At 31.6% G+C, this 15,122-nt stretch carries 14 protein-coding genes and 1 pseudogene; 3 read left to right on the forward strand and 12 right to left on the reverse strand.

Going from position 1 to position 15,122, the window contains the following annotated elements; all coding sequences use genetic code 11:
* Window positions 1-1,172 precede the first annotated feature (1,172 nt).
* From V5784_RS05965 to V5784_RS06015, 11 genes and pseudogenes are all read right to left on the reverse strand, one after another.
* Window positions 1,173-1,370: a hypothetical protein gene (locus V5784_RS05965; protein ID WP_336888128.1), complete on the reverse strand. Its 198-nt coding sequence runs from the start codon at window positions 1,368-1,370 to the stop codon at window positions 1,173-1,175.
* A gap of 125 nt (window positions 1,371-1,495) precedes the next feature.
* Window positions 1,496-2,722: pseudogene (locus tag V5784_RS05970) on the reverse strand (LTA synthase family protein).
* Between the two features lie 407 nt (window positions 2,723-3,129).
* Entirely contained in the window at window positions 3,130-4,080 is a 951-nt protein-coding gene (locus tag V5784_RS05975) for a hypothetical protein (protein WP_336888129.1), read from the reverse strand.
* Window positions 4,080-5,108 carry a rod shape-determining protein gene (locus V5784_RS05980; protein WP_336888141.1) on the reverse strand — a complete coding sequence of 343 codons (1,029 nt, stop codon included), beginning with the start codon at window positions 5,106-5,108 and terminating at the stop codon, window positions 4,080-4,082. The genes V5784_RS05975 and V5784_RS05980 overlap by 1 nt, the downstream gene beginning before the upstream one ends.
* Window positions 5,109-5,165: 57 nt before the next feature.
* Complete coding sequence (locus V5784_RS05985) at window positions 5,166-5,288, reverse strand: hypothetical protein (RefSeq protein ID WP_336888130.1); 123 nt, start codon at window positions 5,286-5,288, stop codon at window positions 5,166-5,168.
* Window positions 5,289-5,295: 7 nt separating this feature from the next.
* The gene (locus tag V5784_RS05990) at window positions 5,296-5,688 is read right to left on the reverse strand and encodes a ribonuclease III domain-containing protein (RefSeq protein ID WP_336888131.1); all 393 of its coding nucleotides are present in this window, start codon (window positions 5,686-5,688) and stop codon (window positions 5,296-5,298) included.
* Window positions 5,676-7,175 (reverse strand): cysteine--tRNA ligase, encoded by a 1,500-nt coding sequence (gene cysS / locus V5784_RS05995; RefSeq protein WP_336888132.1) that lies wholly within the window; start codon window positions 7,173-7,175, stop codon window positions 5,676-5,678. The genes V5784_RS05990 and cysS overlap by 13 nt, the downstream gene beginning before the upstream one ends.
* Entirely contained in the window at window positions 7,168-8,436 is a 1,269-nt protein-coding gene (locus V5784_RS06000; protein WP_336888133.1) for a hypothetical protein, read from the reverse strand. The genes cysS and V5784_RS06000 overlap by 8 nt, the downstream gene beginning before the upstream one ends.
* Window positions 8,437-8,544: 108 nt before the next feature.
* Entirely contained in the window at window positions 8,545-9,360 is an 816-nt protein-coding gene (locus V5784_RS06005; protein ID WP_336888134.1) for a nitrilase-related carbon-nitrogen hydrolase, read from the reverse strand.
* A 145-nt stretch (window positions 9,361-9,505) separates the two neighbouring features.
* The gene (gene ispD, locus V5784_RS06010) at window positions 9,506-10,228 is read right to left on the reverse strand and encodes a 2-C-methyl-D-erythritol 4-phosphate cytidylyltransferase (protein WP_336888135.1); all 723 of its coding nucleotides are present in this window, start codon (window positions 10,226-10,228) and stop codon (window positions 9,506-9,508) included.
* Window positions 10,204-12,546, reverse strand: coding sequence for an endonuclease MutS2 (locus tag V5784_RS06015; protein ID WP_336888136.1), 2,343 nt, complete (start codon window positions 12,544-12,546; stop codon window positions 10,204-10,206). The genes ispD and V5784_RS06015 overlap by 25 nt, the downstream gene beginning before the upstream one ends.
* Window positions 12,547-12,718: 172 nt before the next feature.
* Here V5784_RS06015 and rpmB point away from each other — a divergent pair, with 172 nt between their 5' ends.
* The 3 genes from rpmB to V5784_RS06030 all read left to right on the forward strand — a co-directional run bounded on the left by rpmB (window position 12,719) and on the right by V5784_RS06030 (window position 13,914).
* Window positions 12,719-12,976: a 50S ribosomal protein L28 gene (gene rpmB / locus V5784_RS06020; RefSeq protein ID WP_336888137.1), complete on the forward strand. Its 258-nt coding sequence runs from the start codon at window positions 12,719-12,721 to the stop codon at window positions 12,974-12,976.
* 141 nt (window positions 12,977-13,117) lie between these two features.
* Window positions 13,118-13,507, forward strand: coding sequence for a DUF2721 domain-containing protein (locus V5784_RS06025; protein ID WP_336888138.1), 390 nt, complete (start codon window positions 13,118-13,120; stop codon window positions 13,505-13,507).
* Window positions 13,498-13,914 (forward strand): DUF2721 domain-containing protein, encoded by a 417-nt coding sequence (locus V5784_RS06030; protein ID WP_336888139.1) that lies wholly within the window; start codon window positions 13,498-13,500, stop codon window positions 13,912-13,914. Before V5784_RS06025 ends, V5784_RS06030 begins: the two co-directional genes overlap by 10 nt.
* 25 nt (window positions 13,915-13,939) lie before the next feature.
* Here the strand turns inward: V5784_RS06030 and V5784_RS06035 are convergent, their stop codons facing one another.
* Window positions 13,940-14,920, reverse strand: coding sequence for a glycosyltransferase family 9 protein (locus V5784_RS06035; RefSeq protein WP_336888140.1), 981 nt, complete (start codon window positions 14,918-14,920; stop codon window positions 13,940-13,942).
* Between the last annotated feature and the right edge of the window lie 202 nt (window positions 14,921-15,122).

The following is a 15,122-nucleotide window of genomic DNA, read 5'->3' on the forward strand; positions in this document are numbered from 1 at the left end:
TTATAGTGGTTCTTTCCACTGTACACCTTAATCGATTGTTTAAAACAAAGTTTTAAACGCCAATTGAGTTTTAAATTTACACTTTCTTTCTCTATTTAATTGCTAATGTCCTAATTGTTTGTCTCGCTTAAGGTCACTTTCACTTTCCTTTGCGGACAAGAAGAAGTATACCGCGTTTACAACTTTTAGTCAACGTTTTTTTGTTTCTTTGTTTTGTTTTTTTTTATATTTTTGAAAAAAGAACTAAAAAACTATACATTCTTAATTTATAATTGCTTTCATTGACTTACAGTCGATAAAATACAAATGCTATTACCAATAGAAATTCTAAAAAAAATTATCCTTCACTGCCAATCCAATAATAAAAACATTATCTCATCATAAATATTATTGAAAAAAATAATTTGAACACCAATTTCTCTAACTTGGAACTTTTTTTAAAATTCATTTTCTATTTTTAAATATTTAATCTGTGCTTCTAGATATTTATTTTTGAATCTGTAACCTCTTTCCAAAGATCTTCCAGAAGATGTTTTTCTAGGATCCACAAAACTTATTCACCATTATCTTCAAAAGCTTCCCTTTAACATTTAGAGAAAGTTTTAACTCTTTTCATACCTAAAATATCTACATCAAGATCAGCTTCCCCTCCAAAAATATACGCGGAAGCTTTCCTATTTTTATATTCATCAATAAAAATTTTTTAAAATTCAAAGTATATGTAATAAAAAAAAGCTAACGCTTCTTCAACCCCCTGCCCCCATCTTGGGGGTTTTTTGGTATAATAACTATTATGACTACTATTACTCTTAAAGAGATTCTTACTAACGACAATTTAAAAGCTTTCTTCAAACATTCTTCCAAATATTTCGAGCATTTCTCCAAAAGTTATCTTGATTTTATAAAATCTACTCTTCTTTCTGCAAAAATTGTAGAGAGTTTTCTTTTGCCAATTCCGTATTTTCTTGCCCTACTTGCTCTCATTATATTTTTAGACCTATTACTTACAAATCAAAATCTTCTCAGTATTTCACTAAAACTCTAATAAAATTAAGCTTAGTGTATATATTTCATTATAAATATGTATTCCCCTTCCAAAGAAAAACCTCTAGATAAATGTAATTAACTCTACACCCACCTAAAAGCTAACATAACCTTTAGAATAATTTCATTTAATTATTAATTTTTTTTCCAAAAGTTCCTTCTTTTTCTTGTTTTATTGATAATAAAAAAACTGTTCTAGCTTTTTTTCTATAACTTTCAAAATCTATATTTTCAACCTTTTTATTATTCCTTTTACTTACAAGTTTAACTTTTTTCCCAACTATATCTTCTATATAGATATAGTCTTTATCTATTAATACCCACATAATGAGTATCAACTACATAAGCGAACTCTTTTCATTGTCTTTTAAAAGTAAATTCGTCCCCATGTAGAATGCTCATATTTACCTCCTAATAACCCTATAAGAGTTGGTAATATATCCGATTGTGATCATAGGGCTTCTATCATCTTCGATTTCACCAATTTTTTATTGGGACTCCATATTAAAAGTGGATTAGTAAAATTTTTCCAATCTATCTCTATGGGTACACTTCTATTAGCTCCATGATCCGCTACAAACACGAATATTGTATTTTGAGCCCATTTTTTATCCTTTACTGAATCTGTAAATCTACCTATTGCATAATCAGCAAAAACTGTCCCGTTATATTTTTTATACATTTTCGGATATTCTGTTTTACTAAAAGTTTGAAATTCTTTAGGCATATCATAGGGGGAGTGATTACTCACAGTAAATGCTTCTGCAAAGAAAGGTTGCTTCATCGTCCCCATATCTTCAGTCATTCGTACAAACATTTTATCATCCGGAACTCCTCAAGCTATCGTTCTATCTTTTTTGGGGAAATCATTAATATTATCAAATTCAATATCTCCCCCATAATAAAAATGAGTATCGTATCCACGATGTTTCAATATATCAGGGATAGAGTAAAAAGTTTTCCTCCCTACTATAGATTTTTTTATCAAGGCTTGTCCATAACTAGATGGATATCCAGTTACTACACTAATAACACCTCTGTTTGATCTCTTTCCTGTAGAATATATATTTTTAAATATTATCCCTTCTTTGGCTAGCCTATTATAATTAGGAGTTAAATCCAGTTTATATCCTAAAGCGCCCACATTTGATCTCATAAAACTCTCCATAAGAATCAATATTACATTAGGTCTTATTACAGGTTTTCCCGTATCCGTTATCCTTCTCAATATATTTTTTCCAGGTAGATAGGTATCCTGTGATTGAGTTACATAGCCTCTGATATTATTTTTTAATTCTTTAGAGGTAAATTTGTTTTTTATTGAATTGGCATTGCTAGATTTCATGTTTCTATTCACATCCGCCGACTGTAATAACATAAATGCTCCATTAAGTGCTATTTGGTTAGCAAAATAATTCTGAGAAAATTTAGCCTTCCCCCACGTAAGGGTAGCTCCCGTTATCCCGCCCTTGGCACTTATCACAAAAATCGGTACAGCCACAACAATGATTAGTGAAGATTTTAGTATCTCTAAAATCTTCACTTTTAAGTTTCTATTTGTCACCTTATTAAAATTAATTATTGAAGAAACAGCATAAAGCACAACCATCAGCAAGAGCCATAAAATCATCCTTATTACTGAATATTCCATCCAAAATGTTGTCCATATTTCATCCATTTGACCTATGTACCCAAAACGGTAACATCAGCATGGTGGGTGAACGTGTTGTAATACCAGATATCCAATATCATTATGGTAAAAAAAACAAATCCTATTGTAAAAGAATATATATAATACAAATACCTACCAATTATCTCTAATTTTATTACCGATAAAACTTTGTATAATATATATAACTAACGATCCCAAAAGAACACAAGAAGTTAGAGCACTATCAAATATCAATCCATATCTAAAACTCCCTATATAATCAGTCCATTTTCCAATATTTTTTAATGAAAATTTTACATAGATAAACAATAATTTGTTTATAGTTATTAAAATCAATAAAACATATATTGGTAAATTATATATTCCATCAATCTATTTTTTTTATTCATTCTTTTTTTCTCCTCTTCTTTCACCTAAAAATTCAGGAAAAATAAAGTTAACGCTATCTGGATATTAACGTTATGCATCAATTCTTGTTTCAACTCTATTAATTTTTCCGTATATTTAGGAGTTTTTGACCTCACTATGAATATATGCATCAATTCTTCAATTATTTTTCTCTCGTGAGATTTATTTTCCACTAGTTTATCATCCTGTAAAACGAATAACAGATCAAAAACTATAGAAAGTTTTTCTGATTTTTTTATCCTCTCTACATTATATATATAGTCATCTATTCCCTTCAATAAATCTATCTTATGTTTTAATTTTTTTTCTACAAGATATAAATTCAGATATTCACCTAAGGCAGAGTAAGATCGTATCTCATTGAGATCCAGTCTTTCTTCTTTCCACTCCAATATCTCATCCATACTCCCCATAAAAAAATTATATACTTCCTCAGTGACCCCCAGATCTTTGGCAGAGGGTTTATCGACCTTCACCACAATAGATCTAGATAAGATTGTGGATAAAATATTTAAAGTATTAGATACAAGTAAAAAAAATGTTCCTTTGGGAGGTTCTTCCATTATCTTTAGGAGCGCGTTCGCAGAATATTTATTCATACTCTCAATATCCTTTATGATAAACACTTTTTTTTTCCCTTCATAACTAGAACTGGAGGCCTTATATATGGTATTTTTTATCTTATCTATTCCGATCTTGCTCTCTCCTTGCAGGAGGCCGATGATCTCTAAATCAGCATAGTTTCCATGCTTTATCTTTTTACACACTTCACAGACACCGCAATAATCATTTTCTAATTCTGGGCAATTCATAGCCATGGTAAACACCGTGGCTAACCCCAATAGATCTACCCCTTTATCCCCATAGAAAAAGTAGGTTCCTGCTTCCTTATTTTGTCTCAATTCATTTTTCAGAAACAGTTTAACTTCATCTCCAAAAATCAAACTATCAAACACTATCTTTCAGCCTTTTCAATTTTTCTAAGAACATCTAGTTTATCAAGGGCTAATCCAGCACCCAATACCACCGCTTCTAGTGCATTGTCAGCTAAAACTACATTTAAAAGGGTATTTTTAGCCAATAACTCTGGAAAATTTCTAATCATCGACCCTCCACCTGCCATAACTATCCCCTTGTCCACTATATCAGCTGATAATTCTGGTGGGGTTTTTTCTAAAACTTGTTTAACACTAGTTACTATAGCATCTAAGGAATCTTTTATGGCATCCAATACTTCACTAGAACTTATCTCTAACGGTTTCGGTAATCCAGTCATAAGGTCCCTTCCTTTTATTATCATTGTTTCTTCTTCTTTTAAAGGAATTGCCGTACCTATCTTGATTTTGATCTCTTCGGCAGTTTTTTCCCCAATCAATAGATTATGTCTTCTCTTTATGTATTTAATAATATCTTCATCAAAATTATTTCCTGCAATTCTAATAGATTTACTTACAATAGTTCCACCCAGAGAAATTACAGCTATATCTGTAGATCCTCCACCAATATCTACTATCATATTCCCCTCGGGTGCCGAGATATCTATCCCTGCTCCTAAAGCTGCTGCTCTAGCTTCTTCGATTAAATAAGCTCTCTTTGCTCCTGCTGAGATTGCAGCCTCTAATACAGCTCTTTTTTCTACCCCTGTTACTTCAATAGGAACACAGATCATTACTTCCGGTAGTATCATGTTAAACTTCCCAAAGACTTTCTTTATGAAATACTTTATCATTGCTTCTGTAATATCGTAATTAGCTATAACTCCCTCTTTCAAAGGTCTTACCGCCATTATATGATCGGGAGTTTTTCCAAGCATATCTTTAGCTTCTTTTCCTACTGCCAAGACTTTCTTTGTTTCCCTATCTACAGCTACCACAGACGGTTCATTTAAAACAATTTTTTCTCTTTGTTTGTCATATACCAATGTATTTGCTGTTCCAAGATCTATACCTATACTTTTTTGAAATTTAAAGCCTGGAAAACTCATATTAAATTTAAATCTACTTTTTTTCTTCATTTCTTTTTCTCATCTCCTTTTTTCATCTCATTTTTTCATCTCATTTTCTTCTGCCTGTATAGGGACTTCCTGAGTCCCCTCCTCTACTTCTATTCTTTTTTCCGCTTGTACTTCTATTCCTTCAGAATTTGCCTGATTTTTCTGTATCATTCTTTTTTTATTTCTCATCATTTTTCTTTTTAAATACATAGTTTTCTATAATTCCTTCTATTATATCTTCCCTCTTATTTATATAACACATGGCAATCAACGCTTCAAATGCTGTTGCGTTTTTATACTCCTTCATGGTGCATGATTTTGGAAAAGTTGAAATCTTTGAATTTCTAGCCCTCTTAGCACAAGCTCTATACTCATCTTGCAACTCATCCACTACACTTAAATATATCTCACTCTGTGCCACAGCACTCACATGAGCTTTTACCAACCTATTCAAGTCTTTTACCTTAAGATTTCTTGCTATAAATCTTTCTCTAAGCCTCAATTCCCATACGGCATCTCCTAAGTATGCCAGTGCCAATCCATTTAATTCCTTTACCCTTATATTGTCCATGTAGTTTTTTCCCTTCCGTCCTTTATTTTTACACCAATTTCAGCCATCTTATCTCTAATCTCATCTGATAACGCAAAGTTTTTATCTTTTTTAGCTATTTTTCTCTGCTCTATTAAAAATTCGATCAATTCTACCGTTATATTTTCTTTATTAAATTCAAACGGTTTTTCTATATTGACTTCTTTTATAAGCTCAACCAATTCTACAGTCAGATCTTTAATGTGTTTTTCCACTACAAGCTCTATTCCCAATACATCTACCAAAGTAGTCTTTAAAAAATCAAACGCATCTTTCAACACTTCTTTTCCACCATTGCTTACTTTTCCTTCCATAAATTTATTAGCTTCTTTTATAAGTTCGAATAATACACCTATAGCTTGAGCGGTATTAAAATCTTCATCCATGGCTTCTACAAATCTTATTTTAGAGTTCTCTAAAACAGCCCTTAACTCTGCCCCATCGCTACCTTGATCTTCAGTTGAAGTTTCAGTATCAAATTTTTCCAACATAGTTAACATACTATTTTCTATCCTTTTTATAGCACTCTTAGCCATTTCTAATTCTGTTTCAGAAAAATCAACAGGTTTTCTATAGTGGGACGAAAGCATGAAGAACCTCACTACCTTTCCTTCGTACTCTTCTAAAATTTCACGGAGAAGGAAGAAATTCCCCTTAGATTTAGACATCTTTTCCCCTTTTATATTGATATAACCGTTGTGCATCCAGTATCTGGCATAGTCACCACCGTAAGAACATTTCGATTGAGCTATCTCATTTTCATGATGTGGAAATATAAGATCCTGTCCTCCCCCGTGGATATCAAATGATGCTCCTAAATATTTTTCACTCATTGCACTACATTCAATATGCCATCCTGGTCTCCCTTTACCCCAAGGCGATTCCCAAGAAAGTTCTCCTTCTTTTGCAGATTTCCAAAGAGCAAAGTCCACAGATGATTTTTTTATATCGGTAACTTCTACTCTGGCTCCAGCTTTTAAATCTTCGATTTTTTGCCCAGATAGCTCACCATATTTTTCTTTATATTTCTCTACATCAAAATATATGTCCCCATTAGATTCATAGGCATACCCTTTATTCACTAATATCTTGATAGATTTTATCATCTCTTTGATATGGTCGGTAGCCTTAGGTCTTATCATTCCCTCTTCCTTCAAGTTGACTTTTTTTGTATCTTCTAGATAGGCGCTGATATATTTATCAGCTATATCCTTCACTGTTACTCCTTCAACATTAGCTTTTTCTATCATCTTATCATCTACATCGGTAAAATTTTGTACATATGTAACTTTATAGTCTCTATATTCAAAGTATCTTCTCACGGTATCAAAGAAGATGGCAGGTCTTGCATTTCCTATATGGATATAATTGTATACCGTCGGTCCGCAAACATACATCTTCACTTTACCAGGTTCTATAGGAACAAATTTTTCTAATTTTTTAGTAAGTGTATTGTGTATTTTAATCATTTTTTTCTCCCTTCATCCTATTGTATATTTCTAGTAGCTCTCCATCTGTTATGGAAGTTCTTAGATTTATTTTGTTTTCCTCTACTTTTCCTCCCATATTTATATATATATCCTTTAATACCGGATTATATAACCCTAAATTTAAAGATATATTTATAAATTCACCTTCTTTGGGGATTGTTGATCCTTCCGACATGATTCCGTTATAGTAGATAACATTATCTTTTATCTCTATGGTCGTACCATTGCCTAAGATATATTTATTTCCTTCTTTTTTCGCAAAGATCTCTATCAACTTCTTAAAATCTTTTTCTTCTTTTACAGGTAGAATCATCTGATTTTTAACATAATCATAGACAATTTCTCCATCCACTTTATCCATATAGTCTTCAAAATCTTTTCCCGTCAACATCTTTACCATAGATAATATTGAGTTCATTTCTGGGTTTATATTTCCCCTCATAAATGTAGCAAGATCTCTGAAATCTGTATTAGTAATATAGATCTTATCCTTACCTATATAGCTATTAAATTTTCTATCCTTTTGTTTTATCCCCTTCAGATATTTTGAGAATTCCAAATCACCATATAGATAACTATTCATAGAGAGTTCGCTATTTTCATAATCTAAATTTATCTTTATAGCATCTAGACCTTGAACCAATCCTTCTAAATCTATTACTGCCTCTCCTAAAGTATCACCTTTTATCTTAGAAGATATATTTTTGTTTATCTCTTTTTTTATAATTAGTTTCATGTAATTGGATAATTTCATCACATCATCTGATATAAAATAATATCCTTTATAATTGGTCATATAGATTTTTTTATCAACATCATAGTCTTCCTCTAGCTGTTTTTGATAAACCTCTTTCAGAGAAAAATAATTTTTCCCCAGACCATTGAAATATTCTTCTTGTTTAAATTTAGCAACAGAATATAACCATCCTAGATTTATAACCATTATTTCCTTATCTTCTTCTCTGTTTTTAGAATTAGAGTCATCATAATAAATAAGGTCTAATCCTTTTATGTATTTTGTCCACTTTTTAGTCTCTTCAAGATCTGTTTGGGTAATTTTTTCATAGAGCTCATAGTAAGTATTTACTTTTTTACTATTCAGATCTCCAATAGATATTACTACCTTACTTTCCTTTACTATCAGCCTCTCGTGAGACAGTTGAAAAGTTGAAAAGTAAAAAACTATCAATATTACTGCTAAAACTATTATTCCTATTATATTCTTTAAAATTTTATTCATAATATAACCCCCTCCCATATACTTTACCAAAACTAACAACTTATGAGTGGGGGCAATTCATGAACTCCCCCTTCGTAAATCAATAATTTCCATTGAAATTACTATTAATTATCCAATTATCTTCTCTAAACTTCTCATAACTAATCCTGGTTTTTCATCTCTCATCACAGGATTATTTATCCTAGCTCTTCTCAAACTCCTCTTATCTAAATCTACTACTATTGTGTCCTCTTCGAAAGTTTTAGCTTCACCTAAGATATCCCCGTTGGGAGAATATACCCTAGATCCACCGAAGAAATTTACTCCATCTTCATACCCTACCCTGTGGGCGAAGATATAAAAACTTGTGAGTAATTTAGAATAGGTCTTCATCATCTCATTCCAGGTTTGGTTAGGAGACAATTTTGCCCCTTGAGCTCCCCTCGACGGACTATTTACCAAAGTAAATATATAGTCAGCTCCATCCATGCTTAGTAAATAAGGATTTGACAGGTGCCAGGCATCTTCACATATCAAGATACCAAATCTACCAAATTTCGTATCAAACGCCTTTATTTCATTTCCAGATTTTAAATACCTTCCTTCATCAAAAAGGCCATAGGTAGGTAGATATATCTTTCTATGGGTGTGCTGCAATTTTCCATCTTCTAAATAGAAGGCAGAATTATAGTAATAGTAATCTCTACTTTCTTCGATCCCGCCAAATAAAATACTTATTTTTTTACTCAACTCATAAAACTCTACTGGGATTCCTGCCACATCAAAGGTTAATTCTTCTAAAAGGTATCCTGTAAGAGATAATTCTGGGAAAACTACTAGTTCCACTCCTTTTTTTATAGCACTCTCTATATATGATATCATCTTCAACTTATTTTTTTCTACATTTCCAAGTGTTGGATTTATTTGTGCTACCGCTAATTTCATACTCCACTCCTTTTATTTTCGCTAGTTCTCGTTACCAATTCTTTCTCTTACCATTTTCCCCTTTCTTAAATTATGAGAGGGGGTCCCATGGGACCGGTGAGGTTTCATTTTTTATTGGTTATGCACAAGGACTTTTCGTTACAAATTATTTATTTTTCACTCCTTTTATATTTTCTTTAGAAAAAATTAATAGATCTTCTGGTGTAGTTATCTTTATATTTTTATAACTTCCCGCTAGAGTTCCTACAGATCCCCCTGCTTTTTCTACTAAGGAAGAATCATCCGTCCCTAAAAACTTTTGTTTCCTAGCTATCTCATAACTTCTGTGGAGGATTTCTCCTCTAAATACTTGAGGAGTTTGAGCGGCAAAGAGAAAATCTCTTTTAGGAGTCTGGGCTATTTTTCCATCGGAATCCATTACCTTTATGGTATCTTTTACAGGAACTCCTATAACTACACCATCTAAATCAGTTCTTTCCATCAGCACAGTATAAGAATCTTCTATATATCTATCCTCTATAAAAGGTCTTACCCCATCTTGAACTCCTATTATACTATCTTTCGGGATCTTCTGTAATGCATTATAGATAGAATCTTGCCGTTCATTTCCACCACTAACAACTTCTATCAACTTAGTTATTTTAAAAGTTTTACACATCTTCTCTACTTCATATATATACTCCTTGTTGGTAACAACTACAATTCCTGTTACCCTATGATTTTTTTCAATCACTTCCAGAGTCTTTATAAATATTGGTTTCCCATCTACCTCTAAAAATTGCTTAGGGTAGGAGAGTCCCATTCTCTTTCCAATTCCTGCTGCTGCTACTATATAATAATAATCTATTTTAGCGTTACTACCGTACATCCCAGCCCACCTTCATTCATATTTGCATCTCTAAAGCTAGCTACATATCTACACGTTTTAAGGTATTCTTGAATTCCTTTTCTTAGTTGTCCAGTTCCCTTCCCGTGTATCACTTGGATATCGCTGTATCCATTCAATGTAGCTCTATCCATATAGTTTTCTAGTTCATGTATCGCTTCTTCTACTAACTGACCTCTCAGGTCGATCTTGTAGTTCGCACTGCTTCCCTTATGGCTATGTATTTTAGTGTATGTTTTTTTCTTTTCCTCTTTCATTAATCCTATGTCTTCCAATGACACGACCATCTTTAGGATTCCAGCCTGTACTTGAGCTTGGTCTTTATTCATAAATAGACGAAGGATAATTGCATGCTGTTTCAAACTCTTTACAAAAACCTTGTCTCCTACACCATAAGATATCTTTCTAACAATTTTTGGTTTCATCATTAATTTTTTCTTTTTTTCCTCTACCATAGAATTTCTTAGCATATTTAGACTTTTTTGAACATCTCTTATCTCATCTTTTTTATTGTCTTCCTTCTGTATTTTATCAACTAAAGCTTTGGCTTTAGCTTGCATATTTTTCATCATCTCTTCCGATTCTTTGTACGCTTTTTCCAATATTTGCTCCTTTTCTTTTTCCAACACTCTTACTTTTTCAGCATATTGGTTCTTTAGTTTTTCAGCCTCTATTTTTAAGCCTTGTACCTCTTCGTTGGCTTTTTCTAATTCATCCGATTGTTCCTTTATATTGGTGATCATTCCCTCTACTTTTTTATCATCTTCACTAATATAACTTTTTGCTTTTTCAATTACTTCGGGTAATATCCCTAGCCTTTTGGCAATGGTAAGAGCATTACTCTCCCCTGGAATTCCCATAAGTAATTTATATGTAGGAGACAATGTTTCAGCATTAAATTCCATAGATGCAGTTTCTATCCCATCTTCGTTGTATCCATGAGCTTTTACCTCACTATAATGGGTAGATATCATAGCTTTACATTTTTTTTCTTTCAAGTAATCTATCACTGCCATGGCGAATGCCGATCCCTCTATTGGATCTGTTCCTGAACCCAATTCATCTAACAACACTAAACTCGCCCTAGTCACTCCTACTAAGATAATCTGAATATTTTTTAAATGTGCTGAGAAAGATGATAGATTTTGTTCAATACTCTGTTCATCACCTATATCAGCATAGACACCACTAAAGTATCCTATGTCTGTTTTATCACTGGCTGTAATCGGTATTCCTGATAATGTCATAACCGTCAACAGTCCTGCTGTTTTTAAGGCTACTGTTTTCCCTCCAGTATTTGGACCTGTAATCAGCAAACTATTATAATGTTTCCCTAGTTCAAAAGTTAAAGGTACAACTTCTCTGGGGTTGATTAATGGATGTCTTCCTTCTATGATAGAGATATATTCTCTCTGATTTAATTTAGGAATTATACATTTATTATCCAATCCATAACTACATTTAGCGTTTAAATAGTCTAAAGTTAGAAGCGCTTCTCCTACTTCCATTACACCCTCTAGATTATTTCTCAGATTGTCCGTAAGCCTTAGAAGGATCTTTCTGATCTCCTCTCTCTCTCTTACCTGTAATTCTCTCATCTTATTATTCAACGAAACCACACTGATCGGCTCTACAAATACCGTCTGTCCGCTAGATGATCTGTCATGCTCTATTCCTTTAATCTGACTTTTAAATTCTGTTTTTACAGGTATTACACTCCTGCCGTCTCTAACTGTTACTATCCTCTCTTGGATAGCTTTGGCATAGGAAGGGTTTGAAATAAGATCATCAAATTTTCTTTTGATGTTATTTTGAATTAATTTTTTACTGTATCTAATATCTCTCAGATCAAGGGAGGCTGTATCTTTGATTTGTTTTTGATTGTCAATGACTGCCTCAATTAACTCTTCCAACCCCTTATATGTAGGCATATCTTTAAACCTCATATGTAGCTCTCTGTATTTCCCTTCTAATTCTTGAAATTTAGTTTTTATCACCCTGAATATTCTCAAGTTTCTAGCAATATGATAAAGATCCTCTATATCTAAATAAGTTCCTATTAGGCTAGTTTTCTTTAAATACATCACTATATTTTTTATTTCTGACAGTTCTATCCCACCGTCATACTTCAACATATCCATAAAATCTTGTACATTTTCTAATTCTTTCTTTATACTATTTATATCTTTCATTGGAATTATTTCTAATATTTTATCCTTAGTTTCATCCAGAATAGCATATTCACTTATGTTTTCTTTTACTTTATCAAACTCCAATACACTTAAACTATGTTCATTCATTTTACGACCTCTTTATTATTTGACTTTTATCTATATTTATATATTCTATTATATCATAAGAATTTTTTTTTTACAGGAAACTATATCTTTATTGTCGAAAAATCCTTGCTTTTTTACTTGCTTTATGCTAAAATTTAAGCCAATGTTTTAATAAATGGGAGGTGCAAAAATAATGAAAAGATGTGAAATTACTGGTAAAGGAATTACTTTCGGACACAGTATCTCTCATGCTCATAATATGAACAAGAGAATATGGAAGCCAAACTTACAACCTGTTAAAGTTGAACTTAACGGTCAATTAACTAAAATAAAAGTTTGTGTTAAAATGCTAAGATCTTTAAAAGCTGCAGATCCAGTTGAAATTGCTAGAATTTTAAAGAAAAATGCTGCTACTTTAAGCCCTAAAATCAATAAGGTTTTAAGCAAGTAATAGCAATAAAAAAAGACAACCATTAAGGTCCTGTCTTTTTTTATTTTTTGTAAATAAATATTTTGTATATTTTCAGCTATCTTGATAGAATAAATTATCACTTAGTGATAGATGAGTAATTTATAATAAGGAGGGAGCTCTATGAACTATTCCATTCCAGCATTGTTATTTTCAGGGATTTCCATGTTTTTTAATGGTTATACAATTAGATATTTAAATTTATCTAAATTAATTAGAGATTTTCATAACCATCCAGATAAAGATTGTAATATTGAGGCTCAAATTTTAAATTTTAGATTAAGGATAAAATATGTTAAATGGATACAGTTTTTTTCTGTATTTTCATTGTTTTTAGCCACCCTGTCTGTTTTTACTATTTTTTTTGAACATATCCAGACAGGATGGGTTTTATTTATATTTTCCATCATAAGTTTTTTAATATCTCTCGTTATTTCTGCCATGGAAATTAAAATTTCTACAATAGCTTTAAATATTTCGTTAAAAGATGGAGGCGATCTAAGATGCAATTAACACTTACAACCCCGGCACTAATTTTTTCTACCATCTCACTCCTTCTTTTAGCATATACAAGCAGATTTTTGGCATTAGCTACCCTTATTAGGTCGCTGCACAACCAAGCTTCTCAAGAGATAAATAGAATTAATATCCTCATGCTACAGATAGATAATTTAAGATTAAGGGTGAAAATCATAAAAAATATGCAATTAATAGGAATTATTTCTTTATTCTTCTGTGTTTTTTCTATGTTTTTAATATTTTTACAGCAGATTATATTGGCTGAATTTGCCTTTGCTGGAAGTCTGATCTTACTCATGATCTCGCTGTCTCTTTCCGCTATAGAAATTCATATATCGGTAAAAGCACTGAATATAGAGTTAAGTCAATGTGTAGGAAATCAGTGTAAATTAGTTAAATAAAAAAATCGAGGAATTCCCTCGATTTTTATTTTTTCTCTATTCTTTTCATTACGTCTTCAGCACTTATATTTTTCATACAATTAAAATGACCTTTAGGACATTTTTTATCCCCATGTAATGAGCATGGGGAGCACGGTTCGTTTCCATAGATCAAAATTCCTAATTCATCGTATTCAAACATATTTGGATCTGTAGGGCCGAATATCACATAGGATTTAGTCTTAACTCCACGTCCAATATGAAATGGTCCCGAATCATTGGTCATCAAAAAATTTGCTTTGGACAATAATGCTCCACTCTCTTTCAGGCTTAATTTCCCAGCCATATTTATACAGATATTTCCGCTTATTTTATTGATTTTCTCACACTCTTCCTTTTCTTTAGGACTTCCGATTAGAATTATCTCTGTTTTATATTTTTCCTTTATCAATTGAGCTAACTTACCAAATCCTTCTATAGTCCATTTTTTAGTATTTTTAGAAGCTCCCGGTGCAAACACTACACAGTTTTTATAATTTTCTACTTTTTTTTCATCTTTCTTTGTAAAATTAAACTCCAGATCTTCCTCGCTATACTTTATTCCTAAAACCTTGAAGGCATCAAAATAATTTTTTACTATTGTATTATCAGCCCTATACTTAATCAATCCTGATTTTACTAAGATAGTCTTATATAGCGACCTTTTTATATACCTGAAAGTTTTCTCTCCCAAAAAAAATGTAATTAATCTAGATCTTATCTTCGAATGCAGATCAAATACATAATCATAGTTATTTTCTTTCAATATCTTTGAAAATTGCCTTATATTTTTTATCCCATCATCTATATCTTTTTTAAAAATAATCAAGTTATCTATATTGGGATTTCCCTCTATTGCACCTTTAAATTTATCCAAAACTATAAAATCAATCTTTATATTTTTATTTTTTTCTTTGATTTTTTTTAGGATTGGGGTAGTTAAAATAACATCCCCTATAGAGCTTAGCCTTATTATTAATATTCTCATTTTTCCCCCAATCTATATTACACTAGTTTTTTATTATTTTATTATACCATAATTATAATTCAAAATAAAAAAACCTAGTCAAATTTTCTATACTAATTCCAATTCTTCCTCTGTCTCCCTAGCTTCCTCTACAGATCTACCTACAAACCTTACTGTAAGTATAGTAGCTAATATGGATATAGGTAAAACAACATAGATTGAT

The sequence above is a fragment of the Psychrilyobacter sp. genome (assembly GCF_037132775.1).
Lineage (GTDB): Bacteria > Fusobacteriota > Fusobacteriia > Fusobacteriales > Fusobacteriaceae > Psychrilyobacter.